Annotated in this window: 15 protein-coding genes; 2 read left to right on the top strand and 13 right to left on the bottom strand. The window is 27.9% G+C overall.

What is annotated here, in order from left to right:
• Positions 1 to 13: 13 nt before the first annotated feature.
• From AVBRAN12640_RS04215 to rpsO, 11 genes are read right to left on the bottom strand one after another with little or no spacing between them, the layout of a single operon-like run.
• Positions 14 to 2878 carry a DEAD/DEAH box helicase gene (locus AVBRAN12640_RS04215; RefSeq protein ID WP_336608448.1) on the bottom strand — a complete coding sequence of 955 codons (2865 nt, stop codon included), beginning with the start codon at positions 2876 to 2878 and terminating at the stop codon, positions 14 to 16.
• On the bottom strand, positions 2859 to 3992 hold the full coding sequence (locus AVBRAN12640_RS04220; protein WP_336608449.1) for a Mur ligase family protein: 1134 nt from the start codon (positions 3990 to 3992) through the stop codon (positions 2859 to 2861). Before AVBRAN12640_RS04220 ends, AVBRAN12640_RS04215 begins: the two co-directional genes overlap by 20 nt.
• The gene (locus tag AVBRAN12640_RS04225; RefSeq protein WP_214115849.1) at positions 3976 to 5523 is read right to left on the bottom strand and encodes a GGDEF domain-containing protein; all 1548 of its coding nucleotides are present in this window, start codon (positions 5521 to 5523) and stop codon (positions 3976 to 3978) included. Before AVBRAN12640_RS04225 ends, AVBRAN12640_RS04220 begins: the two co-directional genes overlap by 17 nt.
• Before the next feature lie 53 nt (positions 5524 to 5576).
• Positions 5577 to 6053, bottom strand: coding sequence for a hypothetical protein (locus AVBRAN12640_RS04230; RefSeq protein WP_214115850.1), 477 nt, complete (start codon positions 6051 to 6053; stop codon positions 5577 to 5579).
• Positions 6050 to 8470, bottom strand: a complete 2421-nt coding sequence (leuS, locus tag AVBRAN12640_RS04235) for a leucine--tRNA ligase (RefSeq protein WP_214115851.1) — start codon at positions 8468 to 8470, stop codon at positions 6050 to 6052. The genes AVBRAN12640_RS04230 and leuS overlap by 4 nt, the downstream gene beginning before the upstream one ends.
• A gap of 10 nt (positions 8471 to 8480) precedes the next feature.
• The gene (locus tag AVBRAN12640_RS04240) at positions 8481 to 8825 is read right to left on the bottom strand and encodes a DUF6394 family protein (protein WP_214115852.1); all 345 of its coding nucleotides are present in this window, start codon (positions 8823 to 8825) and stop codon (positions 8481 to 8483) included.
• Positions 8825 to 9799 (bottom strand): protein translocase subunit SecF, encoded by a 975-nt coding sequence (gene secF, locus AVBRAN12640_RS04245; protein ID WP_336608450.1) that lies wholly within the window; start codon positions 9797 to 9799, stop codon positions 8825 to 8827. The genes AVBRAN12640_RS04240 and secF overlap by 1 nt, the downstream gene beginning before the upstream one ends.
• Positions 9799 to 11385 carry a protein translocase subunit SecD gene (gene secD / locus AVBRAN12640_RS04250; protein WP_214115854.1) on the bottom strand — a complete coding sequence of 529 codons (1587 nt, stop codon included), beginning with the start codon at positions 11383 to 11385 and terminating at the stop codon, positions 9799 to 9801. Before secD ends, secF begins: the two co-directional genes overlap by 1 nt.
• Positions 11385 to 11675, bottom strand: a complete 291-nt coding sequence (gene yajC, locus AVBRAN12640_RS04255) for a preprotein translocase subunit YajC (RefSeq protein WP_214115855.1) — start codon at positions 11673 to 11675, stop codon at positions 11385 to 11387. Before yajC ends, secD begins: the two co-directional genes overlap by 1 nt.
• A 49-nt stretch (positions 11676 to 11724) precedes the next feature.
• On the bottom strand, positions 11725 to 12138 hold the full coding sequence (ybeY, locus tag AVBRAN12640_RS04260; protein WP_336608474.1) for an rRNA maturation RNase YbeY: 414 nt from the start codon (positions 12136 to 12138) through the stop codon (positions 11725 to 11727).
• A gap of 29 nt (positions 12139 to 12167) precedes the next feature.
• The gene (gene rpsO / locus AVBRAN12640_RS04265; RefSeq protein WP_214115856.1) at positions 12168 to 12440 is read right to left on the bottom strand and encodes a 30S ribosomal protein S15; all 273 of its coding nucleotides are present in this window, start codon (positions 12438 to 12440) and stop codon (positions 12168 to 12170) included.
• A 160-nt stretch (positions 12441 to 12600) separates the two neighbouring features.
• Between rpsO and pnuC the strand changes: the two genes are divergently transcribed.
• Complete coding sequence (gene pnuC, locus AVBRAN12640_RS04270; RefSeq protein ID WP_336608451.1) at positions 12601 to 13209, top strand: nicotinamide riboside transporter PnuC; 609 nt, start codon at positions 12601 to 12603, stop codon at positions 13207 to 13209.
• On the top strand, positions 13206 to 13835 hold the full coding sequence (locus AVBRAN12640_RS04275) for a thiamine diphosphokinase (protein ID WP_214150232.1): 630 nt from the start codon (positions 13206 to 13208) through the stop codon (positions 13833 to 13835). Before pnuC ends, AVBRAN12640_RS04275 begins: the two co-directional genes overlap by 4 nt.
• A 1-nt stretch (position 13836) precedes the next feature.
• Here AVBRAN12640_RS04275 and AVBRAN12640_RS04280 read toward each other — a convergent pair whose 3' ends face one another.
• Positions 13837 to 14520: a hypothetical protein gene (locus AVBRAN12640_RS04280; RefSeq protein ID WP_336608452.1), complete on the bottom strand. Its 684-nt coding sequence runs from the start codon at positions 14518 to 14520 to the stop codon at positions 13837 to 13839.
• Complete coding sequence (locus tag AVBRAN12640_RS04285) at positions 14520 to 16031, bottom strand: 2-isopropylmalate synthase (protein WP_214120014.1); 1512 nt, start codon at positions 16029 to 16031, stop codon at positions 14520 to 14522. The genes AVBRAN12640_RS04280 and AVBRAN12640_RS04285 overlap by 1 nt, the downstream gene beginning before the upstream one ends.
• Positions 16032 to 16054: the final 23 nt, after the last annotated feature.

The following is a 16054-nucleotide window of genomic DNA, read 5'->3' on the forward strand; positions in this document are numbered from 1 at the left end:
AATATTTAAATTCTTATAAAGAATTTAAATATTTTAATAAAGTATCTATTATATCATCATCGCTTTTGCTTGGTGCTTTTAAAATAATTCTTTCATCATTATCTTTTAAAAGTTTTATATTTTGCTCATAATTACTAACTTCGCAAAATCCGTGCTTAATACATAAAATTTTAATTGCCATAAGTGAAAAATAATTTCTTGTATAGCTATCACATTTGCCAAATCTATCGTTAAAAGAATCTTGCATAGTAGATAAACTAGCTAAATTATCACACTCATTTATTTTTCTATAAAGACTTAATCTTAGCTTATCATTAGGCACTAAATAATCGCTTATATAAGCATTTACTAATAATTTTTGCTCGTATTTAATCTCTTTTGTGATATTTCCTTTACTTAGTCTATTAATTTCAGCTTCTAGCATTTTAATATAAAGTGCATAGCCAAGTTGTTCTATATGACCGCTTTGTTCAGCACCTAATAAATTACCACCGCCTCTTATTTCTAAATCCATTTGAGCTAGAGTGCTACCACTGCCTAAATACGAATTACTAGCTAAGCTTAATAATCTTTTCTTAGAATCTTCACTAACGCTTTCTTCGTTATCAACTAAAAAATAACAAAATCCTTGTATTTTGCTACGACCTACTCTACCACGAAGTTGGTGTAAATCAGCTATACCGAAATGGTTTGATTTTTCTACTATTATGGTGTTTGCATTTGCTAAGTCAATTCCACTTTCAACAATGCTTGTGCATAATAATAAATCATACTTTTTCTCTTCGTATTCAAATAGTTTTTCTTCAGCTTCATTTGCTGGTATTTTTGAATGTAAAACTAAAATTCTAAGCTTTGGATAAAGCTCTTCTAAATAGCGTTTTTTATGTTCAATTGAAGCTATGTGATTGTGTATGTAAAATACTTGCCCGCCACGCCTAAGCTCTCTTGCTATGATTTCTTTAATTAAAGCGTCATCATAAGTTTTTACAAAAGTTCTTACATCTAGTCTATCATTAGGCGGAGTTAGAATTTGAGAATAAGTCTTAAGTGTGCTTAAAGCTTGATTAAGCGTTCTTGGGATTGGAGTAGCACTCATACTTAATTGATGAGCTTTTATACTTATATCTTTTAATTTTTCTTTTTGTTTTACGCCAAATTTATGCTCTTCATCAATTACAATTAGCCCAACATCATCAATTGCTAAACTAAGTAAAGCGTGAGTTCCTATAATAACCTTTGGCTCTTTTGTATTCATAATAGCTTTTTTAGTATTAGAAAATCTATCAAGTCTAAAAACTTGAATTCCAAAAGGCTCTAAACGATTTTTAAGTGTTTTATAATGTTGAGAGCATAAAAGTGTAGTCGGGACAAAAAATAAGGCATTTAAACCATTTTTAACACAGGCAAAAATTGCGTGCATTGCTACTTCGGTTTTACCAAAACCAACATCAGCACTAAGTAATCTATCCATAGGAGTGCATTTACTTATCTCTTCAAAAATATCATTAACTGCTTTTTCTTGATCACTTGTTAAAACAAATCCTGCTTTAGCCTTAAATATCTCATAATCAAGTGGTTTTTTAATAGCCTTTGTTACAATTAACTGCCTTTTTGCTGCTAGTTCAGTAATAGCACCTGCAATTGCTAATAATTTAGTTTTAAGTTTTTCTTTGAGTTTTACAAAAGTATTTTTGCCTAATTTATCAAGTTCAGGAATTGAGCTTGAAATATATTTATCAAGCAAATAAAGTGAGCTAGTTGGAAGTAGCAATTTATTTTCATTTTGATATTCAATCACAATAAATTCTTGCTTTTTTCCTTCATTTTCTATTAATTCTAATCCTAAAAATCTACCTACGCCGTATCGCTCATGAACTACATAATCATTTTTTATAAGCTCGTCTAAAACTATACTTGATTTATATTTTTTCTCTTTTTTATAATATTTATTAAGACTTATTATTAATTCATCATCGCTTTGAATATTTAAAACTGCATTTGAGATGATTTTTTCTACATTTTCACCTAATTTATAATCTAAGAATTTATTCTCATTACTAGCTAGTAATTTTATCTTTTTATTTGAGTTTAATTTGAAAAAATCATTGCTAGGATTAAACACCATATCGCTATATTTTTTAGCTTTAGAAATTATATTTCCTAATTCAAATTCTTTCGTGCAAACATAAGAAAACTCTAAATAATTACTAAGTTTTAAATGCCAATAAAATACACTTTCGTATTCATTTAAATCATCATTATTTAAAATACTTTCTTTGATTTCTTCGTATTTTTCTTCGCTTACATATGAAATTATTGGCAAAATATCACAATATTCACACTCTTCTTTATAGCTAAGTCCAGAACTTGCATCAAAATATTTAATACTTTCTACTTCATCATCAAATAAAACTATTCTAATTGGATTTTCATATTTCAATGAAAAAATATCAATTTTTTCATGACCTATGCTAAATTCTCCTGGACTTTGAACCATATCAACTAAATTATAATTTAACCTTAAAAGCTCTTTTGCTAAAGAATTTAAATTAATCCTATCGCCAAATTCAATCTTTAAACACTTTAAATCATCTTTACTTGGAAGTGGTTTTTTAATAGTATTAATAGGTATTATTAAAATCTTTTTATCTTGATAATCATAATAATCACTTAAAACTTTTGAAATATCAAATAATTCCATAGAAAACGAGCGTAAATCGTCATTAATCTCTGCTCTAAAATCAGGTAAAATAAAACTATTTATCCCTAAATATAAAGCTACATTTGATAAAGATTTTGCTTCGTTTAAGTCTTCACATATAATAATTTTTGCATAATTTTTATTATTTATTAAATACTCATAAAGATTTGCTTGCATAAAATCTCAAAAACCTTTCTACTAGCATAAAAGAGCCAAAAACTGCATAATTTTTATCTGTATCAAAATCACGAAAATCACTGCATTTAATATCTAATTCTTTGCAAATCTCTTTAACATTTGCTAAAGCTCTATGTTCGCTTTTATAGTTAAAAACCAAAACTTCATTAATACTTGGCTTTAAAATATTTAAAATATCTTTTACATCTTTATTGGCAAAAAAATTAGCAATTAAACTAACTTTAGTTGGGAATTGTTTTTTAATTTCTTGATTTAAATTCTTTGCAGCTGCAGCGTTATGCCCTACATCTATTATTAAATTACTTGCTAGTTTTTCACATCTTGCTCTTAAATCTAATTTAATTGCTTTACCTATATAAAAATGTTTTTCTAACTCAAAATATGCAAGTTGAGCTAAGCTAAAATTATGTTTTAAAAACTCATTTTCATCAAGGCATAATTTTGAATAATCAGCACTTAAAAAACTAGCCTTAACTCCTTTTTGAATGGCCGCTTTTAATATCATCTCATTTTTATTAGCAAAAATATTAACACCACACATTGCTTTAATTTTGGTTCTAAAAATATCATCTAAATTAGAACCTAAAATATCAGCATGGTCAATACTAATCGGAGTAAATACGCATAAATCTCTTTTAAAAATACTTGTAGCATCGTATTCTCCACCAAGTCCAGCTTCAAAAATTACATAATCACACTCACTAAAAACAATAGGTGATAAAAAGCATAAATATTCAAAATAACTAAGATTTTCTTTTAAATTAAGCTTTTTTAATTTATCTTGCAAAATATTATGAGCTATGTCTAAATCAATATCTTGCATAACTTGATTTTGAAATATACTAAATCTTTCTTTGTAAGAGAATATATGTGGACTTATAAAATGCCCTACTTTATACCCGCTATCACTAAGCATTAAAGCAAGGTATCTTCCCGTACTACCTTTACCATTAGTGCCTAAAATTTGCACTACTTTTGTATCAAAATCATAATTTAGCAAATGCTTAAATCTATGAGCCTTAAAAAGGTCAAATTTCTCGTAAAATTCCGCTAAATTATCTAAATAATTTGAAAGTTTATTTTCTACTTGCACTTTTTATATTATTTCTACCTGCATTTTTTGCTGCGTATAATAATTTATCAACAGCTTCAATAAATTGCTCTTGGGTCTCATAGCTTCTTCTATCACTTACACCACCGCTTACTTTTATACTAATAGTCTTACCTTTACATAAAAACTTTTGTTCTGATACTAAAACTCTAATTTTTTCAGCAAATTTTACTGCATCATCAATTGATGAATGTGGAAGAATTACCATAAATTCTTCCCCACCATATCTTCCCGCACAATCTAATTTTCTAATGTTATTTAAAATAATATTTCCTAAATTAGCAAGTATAGTATCTCCTGCTGCGTGTCCATAGGTATCATTTATAAACTTAAAATGGTCAATATCAAAAAATGCTATTGAATAATTTATATTATATCTTTCATAAGATTCTTCAGCTAATTTTAATTGCTCTTCTAATTGACGCTTATTTGCAAGTTGAGTTAGAAAATCTACTTGAGTTTCTTCTCTTAGTTTATTAATTTCTTGCTCTAATCCTTGAACTTTAATTTTAAGATCACCTAGAGTATCGGCATCTAATTTTGTTTTTTCTTTTAAATCTATTATTTCTTTTTCAAACATAGCAACTATAGCTATCAATCTTGCTTTAATAGTCTGCATAGCTTCATCTTCAGCTTTAATACTTTCAATTTCTTTTTTAATTTCTTGAACTTTTTGTTGAGAATTTGTAGCCATACTAAGAATACTTACAATCTTATCGCTAATTTGCTCCAAAACATCATTTAAAACTTTATTTGAACTTGAAATTTCTGCTCTATCAATATCTATTCTTTTTTTGACTAGATTTCTAAATTGCTCTGTAATTTGCTTTACGCCTAATATTTGCGGTTCTGCATTTATACTCTCACAAAACTGATTGATTTCATCATTTACATAATTAGCAATTGATGGAGTTAAAGAATAAGCCACAGATGGAGCTAAATTTTCACACACTGCATTAGAATTATTTCTTTCAATTTTTAAAGATAATTCATCTAAAATTTCTAAAAAATCATCTCTTGAGTTTAATCCTAAATGTTGAATTTTATTATTAAGTTCTAATAAATCATCATCTACCCTAATCCAATCTTTTTTTAATTCTTCTAATGTTTTTAGACTTGAATTATTTAATTTATTTAAAGCTTCTTCACTAAGAGTTTTAGTTGATTTATTTGGTAAATTTGATAATATTTTTAATAATTTTTTACAAATTATATTATAGTTTATTATGAGCTTTTTATCACTATTATCCTCTTTTATACCATTAGCTTTAGAGATTAAAAATACTACTAATTCTTCTAAGCTTTTTACATTTCTTCCTTTTACATCTTGAGCTAATGTGGGATTTAATTTAGAAATATACCCTTGAATTTTATCAATATTTTGAGTTGTTCTTCCATACTTTTTAGCAATCTCATCAAAAACTTCTGAATAATTTTCAGGAGTTAATAATAAGTTCCTTTTGGTAAGTTCTACAATTGTTTCTTTAGCAATCACATTAATATTAATAGACATTTTTTCTCTTTAAAATTTTTTCTTAATACTAACAAAACAAAATTAATTATTAACTACATAATAATTCTTAAAGCAAATTCGTTAAACGCCTTTTGGCTAGCTAAATTAATAGCTCTACTTTTTTGCTCATCACTTAAAACACTAATTGTATTTGTATTAAAAATATGCTCGCCTGAAGTTATAATTTTTTTAGTTGTTTCATCTTGAAAAGTTACATTAAATTCTAATCTAATAATAGCTTTATAGCTCTTAGCGTATCCAAATTCATCATAATATAAAGGTATAAATTCACTACTAAGAATTCTTAAAATAATCTTACTATCTGCAGTTTTACTAACACTTTTATGCATATAATGTTCTACATAATTCGTAAAATTATCATTTAAAGTAATACTATCTTTAGGTTCAGCCTTATTTATAATAGTAATTACATTGACACTTTCGCCTAACATTTTGCTAGTGGCTACATTCAAAGGTGCATAGCCACAAGCACAAAAAAATAATGTAAAACTTAAAAGTATTTTTTTCATTTAATTACAATATTTACTAATTTATTAGGAATATAAATTTCTTTTACGATAATCTTATCTTCTAGCCATTTAGCTGCTTTATCTTTTGCTATTTTGATAATTTCATCTTGATTAGCATTTGCATCAACTTCAATCTCTGCTCTATTTTTACCATTAATACTAATTCCAAGTTTTATTGTATCGCTTACAAATACTTCTTCTTTTAATTCATAAGTTTTAATATTTGTTCTATTAAATAATTTCTCACTTAACTCACTTGCTAAATGTGGAATAATTGGGTCAAGTATGCTTAAAATTATTGCAAAACCTTCACTTAAAACTTCATCACTACTTGCGTTATTTAAAGCATTTAAGCCTTCCATACAAGCAGCTATTAATGTATTAAATGCGTAAGTTTTATTAAATACATCATCAGCCTTTTTTAAAGCTTCATATACTTTAAGTCTTGCTAATTTATCATCTTTACTAAGATTTGCGTGATTTATATTACTAAAATCAACTACATTAATCCCTAAAGCCTTATCATAAAGTCTATTTAAAAATCTATAAGCACCTTCAACCGCACTATCATTCCATTCTAATTCTTTTTGAGGTGGTGCAGCAAAAAGTATGAAAAGTCTTGCAGTATCAGCTCCGTAATTTTTAATAATATCATCAGGATCAACCGTATTGCCCTTGCTTTTACTCATCTTAGCACCATCTTTTAAAACCATACCTTGAGTAAGTAAGCGTTCAAACGGCTCATCTACATTTAAATATCCTAAATCCCTTAGAGCTTTTTGGAAAAATCTAGCATATAATAAGTGTAAAATCGCGTGTTCAATACCACCAATATATTGATCTACATTCATCCAATATTTTGCTTCATCATCAATTGCTTTTGTATTCCAATTGCTAGGATTACTTGCAAATCTTGCAAAATACCAAGAACTTTGGAAAAATGTATCCATTGTATCGCTCTCTCTAATTGCGTCTTTTCCACATTTAGGGCATTTACATTGTTTAAATGTAGGGTGTTTTTCAAGTGGATTTCCTTCTCCATCAATTACTACATCTTCAGGTAAAGCTACAGGCAAGTTATTCTCAACTACACTTCCACAAGTATCGCATTTAACAATCGGAATAGGAGCTCCCCAATATCTTTGACGAGATATACCCCAATCTCTTAATTTATAATTGATTATACTTTTACCGATTTTTCTATTTTCAAATTCTTTAGCAATTGCAATTCTAGCACTAGCACTATCTAAGCCACTAAATTCTGCACTATCAAATAAAATTCCATATTCAGTAAAAGGCTCATTATCTTTTTTATTTTCGCCATTTATTACATATTTTATATTTAAATTATATTTTTTAGCAAACTCAAAATCTCTTTCATCGTGAGCTGGAACTGCCATAACAGCACCGCTACCATAATCAGCTAAAACGAAATTTGCTACCCATACAGGTAATTTTTCTTTAGTTATTGGATGAATTGCATAAATACCTAAAAATACGCCTTCTTTTTCACTTTGAGCTCTATTTTTAGCACTCATATTTTGCATAGCTTTAATTTTGTCTTTATCATTTTCACTTATTAAATTAGTTTCTAAAACTTTTTTAGTAATTTCATGTTCAGGTGCTAAAGCAAAATAAGAAAGTCCGAAAATCGTATCAGCACGGGTTGTAAATACGCTGAATTTTAATCCATCTAAATCTTTATTAGAACTTGATACATCTAATTCAAATTCCAATCCATCGCTTTTGCCTATCCAATTTTCTTGCATTGTTAAAACTTGATTTGGCCATTTATCTTCTAAATATTTTAAATCTTTTAATAATTCTTCAGCATATTTTGTAATTCTTACATAATAGCCATTCATAGATTTTTGCTCTACTTCATGACCACATCTCCAGCATTTGCCATCTTCAACTTGTTCGTTTGCTAAAACGGTTTTATCATTATCACACCAATTTACATTAGCTTTTTTTGTATAAATTAGACCTGCTTCATACATTTTTGCAAAAATTTCTTGCTCAAATTTAGTATAAATTTCATCACTTGTAGCAAGTAATCTTGTCTTAGAAAACGAAAAACCTAAAGAATAAAGTTCTTTTTTCATATAATCAATATTTTCATAAGTCCATTTTTTAGGATGAAGCCCATATTTTATAGCAGCATTTTCAGCAGGCATACCAAAACTATCAAACCCTAGTGGGTGTAAAACATTATAGCCCATAGTTCTAAAGCGTCTTGCTAAAGCATCACCTATTGCATAGTTTCTTACATGTCCCATATGAATTTTACCACTTGGGTATGGAAACATTGATAATATATATTTTTTTTCTTTACTAAAATCATTACTAGGTTCGTAATAATTCTCTTTATCCCAAATTTCTTGCCATTTTTTCTCAACTTCTTTTGCGTTGTACATAAATTAGTCCTTAAAATTCATCTTTATTTTTAATAGCTTCAATCAATACTAAAATAAGTGTAAATATATTTGATATTACAGCACCTATTGTCATACTATATACCAAATCACTCATACTAGTTCCATAAATTTGAGTTAAAACAAAAGCTATTATTAAATGCACATCAGTTACAAGTGAACTTGCAAAAATCTCTGTGCTTAAAATATTTCTAACACCAATTTTTAAAAGTGTTGAAACCAAATTAATGCTAGCTGCTATAAATAATGCCACAGGGCTTTGATAATATAAAAAGCCAGCCGTTGTAGTTAAGCTCATCAATGTAAAGAATATATGAATTACTCTTCCAAAATCCATTATAATTGTCCTTTTTCATACATTGCTCTTAGGCGTTCTTTTTCTTCTTTTTTCTTGATTTTATCAAGCTCTTTAGTTCTATAATTACTAACGCTAAAATTAAACCACATTAAAAGTGGGCTTGCTACAAAAATTGAACTTAAAGTTCCTGCAATAACCCCAACTATTAAAGCAAGAGAAAAGCCGTGTATCATATCTCCACCATAAAAAAACAAAATTAAAACCGTAAAGAGTGTTGTTCCTGATGTAAGAGTTGTTCTTGATAAGGTTGCTGATACGCTTTCGTTAATAATGCTACCTAAATTAGTGCTTTTACTCTCTTTTATGCTTTCACGAATTCTATCAAAAATAATAATTGTATCATTTAGTGAATAGCCTAAAACGGTTAAAATAGCTGCTAAAGTATCAAGATTAACATCAATTTGAAAAAGAGAAATCGCTCCAATAACTATTACAATATCGTGAATTTCACTAATAATTGCAGCCATAGCAAAACGCCATTCAAACCTAATAGCTATATACACTAAAATAAGTGCAAAAGATACTAAAATAGCCATTAAACCTTTTTGTCTTAATTCTCCACCAACTTTTGGTCCAACAATATCAACTCTTCTTAGCTCAATATCGCCTGTTGAAGATAACATTTTTACAATAGTATCTCCTACATCTTTACCTAAACTATCACTTGAACTTGAAAATCTAATTACTACTTCATCACTACTTCCAAATTCCGTAACGCTAGCACCTTTTAAAACTTCATTTTGATTTAAAATATTACGAATATCATCTAAAGGAGCATTTTTATTAGTATATTTTATCTGAACTAAAGTCCCACCACTAAAATCAATTCCGTAATTTAGACCTTGTGTAAATAATAAAATAATAGAGCCTATTACTAAAACAAAAGATAAGCCAATAGATGCAAATCTAAGCCTCATAAAATCATATATTTTTTTACTAGAAAATACTTGCATCACACTCTCCTATAACCAAACCAAAGTCTTGTATTGCCACTTTTTTCAATTCTATTAGCAAATAAATCAAATAAAGCATGAGTTCCTATAATTGCTGTTATCATAGATGCAATTATTCCTATACTCATAGTAACAGCAAATCCTTTAATAGCACCAGTTCCATAAGCATATAATGCAGCACTTGTAATTAAAGTAGTTAGATTACTATCCAAAATCGCACTCATTGCGTTATGATAACCATTATTTATAGCATCTCTTAAATTAACGCCATCTCTTATAAGCTCTCTAATACGCTCATTAATAATAACATTCGCATCTACAGCCATACCGACAGTTAGAACAATCCCAGCCATACCAGGAAGAGTAAGCGTTGCTCCAAAAAGTGCCATTACTGCTACTAATAAGAATATATTAGAAATTAGAGCAATATTTGCAAACAAACCACTAATTCCGTAATAAACTCCCATAAAAACAACAATCATCAAAAATACACCTAAAAGTGCAACTAAACTTTGCTCAATACTATCAGCACCCAAACTTGGTCCTACGCTTCTTTTTTCAAGTAATTTAACAGGTGCTAATAAAGCCCCACTTCTTAGTGCGATAGCTAAATCGTGTGCTTCTTCAACACTGAAATTCCCACTAATTTGTCCGCTACCACCACCTATTCTTTCATTAATTCTAGGAGCTGAATATACCTTACCATCTAAAACTATTGCTAATTGATGACCTACTTTTTTACCTGTGAAATCTCCAAATATTTTTGCACCTTCTGAATTAAGTGTAAAATTAATAACAGGTTGAGCAGTTTTATCAGAAAATCCTACTCTAGCATCAATTAACATAGAGCCATCTAAAATAGGTAATTCTTTTAAAACATATTTAATATTTTTATCTTTTACATCAGGTAAAATAATATCTCCATAACTTGCTGCTTCTTCAGGACTTAACATATTGCCTTGATCAGCCTTAGCTCTATCTACTTCCATTAGTTGTAAATGTGCGGCTTTAGCTATTAAATCTTTAGCTCTTTGCTCATCTTCAGCAGTTTTTACGCCTGGAATTTCAACCAAGATTTTATCTTCACCTTGTTTAGCAACAGTTGGCTCTGAAAGTCCAAATAAATCAAGTCTATTTCTAATAGTTTCTACAGCTTGATCTATTGCAAATTTAGCAGTTTGAACTTCTTCTTCAGGTGTTAAAGTAATCTCATAAAAAGAATTATTAACACTAACTTTTAAGCCTTTTAGTTCTTTAATTATTTTATCTACTTTAGCAGTATCATCTTTATCTAGTAGTTCAAAATGTATTACACCATCATTACTTTTAAATCCATCAGTTAAAATATTTTCTTTATTAAAAGAATAATTAATACTTGAAGCGATTGATTTTACTTTAGACTTTATAGCTTCATTGGTTTCTACACCTAAAAGCATATGAAGTCCGCCTTGTAAATCAAGCCCTAAATTAATCTTAGGACCATTTATAGAAAAAAAGCTTGGCACACTTAAAAATATGCCAAAAAGTGTAACAAAAACTAAAACATAAAAACGATATGTGATACTTTTTGTTTTTTGATTACGCATTATTTTGTTGCTTCCGAATTATTTGTGTTTTCTACTTTTCTAGCTACAAAATTTTTATCTAATTTAGCAACAACATCATCATTTAATCTAATTTTTAAATAATCATCTTCAGCTTTTACAACTTCAACAATTAAACCACCATTGGTAACTATTTTATCACCTTTAGTAAGTGAATTTAGCATTTCTTTATGTGCTTTTGCTTGTTTTTGTTGTGGGCGAATAATTAAAAAATAAAAAATCGCAAATAATACGATTAATGGTAAAAATTGAACTAAAGCATTTTGTTCCATAGAATATCCTTTTAAAAAATAAAATAGTTATCATTCTACATAAAAAGATTTAATCTAAAGTTCTTACTATAAGGCTTGTTGGTAAATTAAATTCTTTTATTAGCTCAATCTCTTTTGCTCTCATTTCGCCATTATCTATTTCGTGGTCATACCCTAATAAATGTAGCATTCCATGAATAAATAATAAAGATATTTCATCTTCTAAACTATGCCCTAATTCACAAGCTTTAGTTTTTGCTAGTTCGGTATTAATAACTAATGAGCCTAAAAAATTAGTATCTAAAAAAGAGTTATCGTGTGGAAAACTTAAAACATCAGTAGTTTTATCAATATTTCTTGTATTTTTATTGATTTCTTGCATTTTATCATTGTTAGTTAAAACAAGCTCAATATCTTTAGAGCTTAGATAATTTGCTAGTTTTTCAAGGTAGGTAATTTCTTCTAAATTATCGTATAAAATCATAGTATTTTGCCCCAAAAAGGGGCTAAGAATTATTTATCTCTAATGTTTAATTCGTTAATTAATTTAACATAAACATCGTATTTTGTAGCTTTTAAATATTTTAAAAGTCTTTTTCTTTGACCAACTAATTTAAGTAGTCCTAGTCTTGATGAAAAGTCTTTTTTAAATACTTTTAAGTGTTCTGTTAATATTGCAATTCTTTCTGTAAGTAAAGCAATTTGAACTTCAGACGAACCTGTGTCGCCACCAAATCTTGCATATTTGCTGATAATTTCAGCTTTTCTTGCCGAATCCAAAGCCATTTTGACCTCCAAATTGGTGTAAATTAAAAGCTGTGATTATAAAACAAATTGATTAATAAGATTATTAATTTTTATAATTATAATAAGATTTTTTTGGGGTGCTTTTAGCTGAGATTAAACCCATTGAACTTGGACAGGTAATGCTGATTAAGGAGATATTATGAGATTATTTTTAACTTCGCTTATTTTTAGTTTAGCTTTTGCTTATTTTACTAATTCAAATATTTTAAACTTTTTTGCCCTTTTTACTGGAATTTTATATGTATTATTAATGGGAGTAAAAAATAAATTATGCTTTATTGTAGGTGTATTTAATGCTTTAATTTATGCTTATATTGCTTATATAAATAGACTTTTTGGAGAAGTATTTTTGTATTTATTATGCTATTTTCCTATGATGATTTATGGCTATTTTTATTGGAATAAAAATACTTTAATTAAGACTTTAAGCTTGAAAAATTTTATATTAATTTATATAGCAATTTTTATTATTGCTTATTTTTATTCTTTTTATTTAAAGAATTTAGAATCAAGATTTATTTATCTTGAAAGCTTTATATTCTCAAGTGGGCTTATCGCAACTATTTTAAGTCTAAAAAAAATAATAAATCATTATATTTATATAAGTATTTCAAACATTGCTTCTATTTACATTTGGACCATTCTTTACATTGAAGATAGTTCAAATTTAGCTGTATTAATGCTTATGATTTTATTTTTTATCTTAGGTATTATTTACTTATTTTCTTGGAAAAAGGATTTAAAATGACTTGCGTGATTATGGCTAATGGGGAGTTTTGCACCAATAAAATAACCTTAAATTATCTAAAAAATGCTGATTTTTTAATAGCTTGTGATGGTGCTGCTAATTTGCTTTTGGCTAATAATTATGAGCCTAATGTAATTATTGGGGATTTAGATAGTTTTCAAAATCTAAAAACAAAAGCAAAAATAATTAAAGTAAAAAATCAAAACACGAATGACTTAACAAAAGCCTATAAATACGCTTTATCAATGGATTTTAGTGATATTTTTATCCTTGGTGCTGGGGGCAAAAGAGATGATCATTTTATAGCAAATATAGCTTTATTATTTCAATATTTTAAATTAAAAAATCGCTTTAATAAGACAATAAATCTAAAACTAATCACAAATTACGGGGAATTTTTTATAAAAAATACTGATTTTACTGCTAATTCTTATAAAGGTCAGCAAATATCATTATTTTGCCTTGATAAAAGAGCTAAATTTAGCTCACAAAACCTTAAATATGAACTAAATAATTTTAATTTTAAATATCTAAATAGTGGGACTTTAAACGAAGCATTAGGCAATACTTTTAGTATTAAAAATCATAATAATAAAGAACTTTTAGTATATTTGAATTTTACTTAATTTATAAACTAGGATTTAACTTAAATTCTTTAATAATTAAATCTAATTTTTTTTCATATTTTTTATAATCTTTCACAACATCTTCATATATATTTAATTTATCATAATATTTTCTTCTTGATAAAAATAATGATTTTTTACTATTTTCTAATTCATCTAAAATATTTTTATCATCAATTTTTTTAACCCAATTAAAAGCATTAGCAATTTTCGTAGGCATTAAAAATTCATCTTTTTTTAAGTATTTTCTAAAAGAATTTAAATCATATAAAAATAAAGCTATTTCGTCTTTATTGTTTTTATCCAATACATAATTTACAAATTCCTTAGTTTTTTTAAGATAAGTATTAAGAAATTTTCTTTCATCTTCTCTTAAACTACTGGTTAGAGTTTGAGCGTATTTTTCACTTCTACTAGCTATTAATAAAAGTAACATATGTTTTTTATCAATTAGGCTAAATTGTGATATTTGTATTCTATCTACAAATAAATCTAAATCAGAAAAAATTATTCCTTTATAAAGGTTATAAAATTTAATAGAAATAATATTTTTTACAATATTACTAAGATTTAGAGTGTCTTTTGCACTAGCTATGAAATTTGCTTGTTCTAATTCTATAAGTGCTAAGGAATTATCCTTAGCAAACTTATTAAATTCCGTTACAAATTCTATAACTTTTTTCATCATTTGTTCATTGAAATATAGCTATTTAATGCACCTAAATATGCCTTAGCACTAGCTTTCATAGTATCAAGGTCAAGCCCGTGACCAATGATTGCACGCTGACCTTCAAAGCTAACTTTTACACTAACTTGAGCTAAAGCATCTTTACCTTTACTAACCGCATCAACCTTATAATCAAGCAAGCTACCATTTACCTTGCTAGCTCTATCAATTACTTTAAATACTGCATCAATTACACCATCTCCAATAGCTGCTTCGCTAAATATTTCTCCATCGCACTCCATAGTAACAGCAGCAGTCGCAAGTGCTGATGAACAATCGCTTACTTGAAGATTTATAAGCTTAAATTTCTCTTCTATTTTAATCTTATCAGCAGCCACTATTGCTATTAAATCTTCATCAAATACTTCTTTTTTCTTATCGCAAAGGTCTTTAAACTCTGCAAATGCACGATTTAACTCATCAGTATCTAATGTAAAGCCAAGAGATTTTAATTTATCATTAAACGCTGCTCTTCCACTATGTTTTCCTAAGACTAAATTATCTTGAACTAAGCCTATATCACTAGCTTTCATAATCTCATAAGTTTCAGGGTGTTTTAACACGCCATCTTGATGAATTCCGCTTTCGTGAGAAAAGGCATTTTTACCTACTATTGCTTTATTTGGTTGTGGATTTACACCGATTATGTTTGATAATAATCTACTTGATGGATAAATTTCTTTATGATTAATTGTGGTATAAAACTCGCCTAATTCATCAGCTCTAACCTTTAAAGCCATCACAACTTCTTCTAAAGCAGCGTTTCCTGCACGCTCACCTAAGCCATTTAGAGTAACTTCAATTTGTCTAGCACCACCTTTAATAGCAGCAAGTGTGTTTGCAGTAGCTAAACCTAAATCATTGTGATTGTGTGCTGATACTATAAGTCTTCCTTTTGTATAATCGCTAATTTCTTTAAATACCTTATAAATCTCATCAGGCAATCTATATCCAACCGTATCAGGGATATTAAATGTCCTTGCACCTGCTTCATAAACTGCATCTGCCATTTCTTTTAAAAAATTTACATCACTTCTTAAAGCGTCTTCACAAGAAAACTCAACATCATCACATAAACTCTTAGCTAATTTTACATTCTTAACTGCGGTTGCTAAAACTTCTGCTGGAGTTTTTTTAAGCTTGTATTCCATATGAATTGGACTTGTCGCAATAAAAGTATGAATGCGTTTTTTAGCTGCTGGCTCAAGCGCTTTACCTGCTTGAATAATGTCGTTTTCTACACATCTTGCAAGAGAACAAACGCTTGAGTTTTTAATAATTTGTGCAATTTTATTAATCGCTTCGTAATCTCCTGGACTAGATGCTGCAAACCCTACTTCCATAACATCAACACCCAAACGCTCAAGCGCTAAAGCTATTTGGATTTTTTCTTCTGTATTCATTGAAGCACCTGGACTTTGCTCACCATCTCTTAAAGTTGTATCAAATATTATAATTCTTTCACTCATTTTTTTCTTTCCTTTAATTTAAT

The sequence above is a fragment of the Campylobacter sp. RM12640 genome, from assembly GCF_020137595.1.
Taxonomy (GTDB): domain Bacteria; phylum Campylobacterota; class Campylobacteria; order Campylobacterales; family Campylobacteraceae; genus Campylobacter_E.

Coding starts and splice junctions, on each gene's coding strand:
- AVBRAN12640_RS04230 (WP_214115850.1), bottom strand. CDS start 6,053: ATGAAAAAAATACTTTTAAGTTTTACATTATTTTTTTGTGCTTGTGGC.
- AVBRAN12640_RS04215 (WP_336608448.1), bottom strand. CDS start 2,878: ATGCAAGCAAATCTTTATGAGTATTTAATAAATAATAAAAATTATGCA.
- secF (WP_336608450.1), bottom strand. CDS start 9,799: ATGCAAGTATTTTCTAGTAAAAAAATATATGATTTTATGAGGCTTAGA.
- AVBRAN12640_RS04240 (WP_214115852.1), bottom strand. CDS start 8,825: ATGGATTTTGGAAGAGTAATTCATATATTCTTTACATTGATGAGCTTA.
- pnuC (WP_336608451.1), top strand. CDS start 12,601: ATGAGATTATTTTTAACTTCGCTTATTTTTAGTTTAGCTTTTGCTTAT.
- leuS (WP_214115851.1), bottom strand. CDS start 8,470: ATGTACAACGCAAAAGAAGTTGAGAAAAAATGGCAAGAAATTTGGGAT.
- AVBRAN12640_RS04225 (WP_214115849.1), bottom strand. CDS start 5,523: ATGTCTATTAATATTAATGTGATTGCTAAAGAAACAATTGTAGAACTT.
- AVBRAN12640_RS04275 (WP_214150232.1), top strand. CDS start 13,206: ATGACTTGCGTGATTATGGCTAATGGGGAGTTTTGCACCAATAAAATA.
- ybeY (WP_336608474.1), bottom strand. CDS start 12,138: ATGATTTTATACGATAATTTAGAAGAAATTACCTACCTTGAAAAACTA.
- yajC (WP_214115855.1), bottom strand. CDS start 11,675: ATGGAACAAAATGCTTTAGTTCAATTTTTACCATTAATCGTATTATTT.
- AVBRAN12640_RS04285 (WP_214120014.1), bottom strand. CDS start 16,031: ATGAGTGAAAGAATTATAATATTTGATACAACTTTAAGAGATGGTGAG.
- rpsO (WP_214115856.1), bottom strand. CDS start 12,440: ATGGCTTTGGATTCGGCAAGAAAAGCTGAAATTATCAGCAAATATGCA.
- AVBRAN12640_RS04280 (WP_336608452.1), bottom strand. CDS start 14,520: ATGAAAAAAGTTATAGAATTTGTAACGGAATTTAATAAGTTTGCTAAG.
- secD (WP_214115854.1), bottom strand. CDS start 11,385: ATGCGTAATCAAAAAACAAAAAGTATCACATATCGTTTTTATGTTTTA.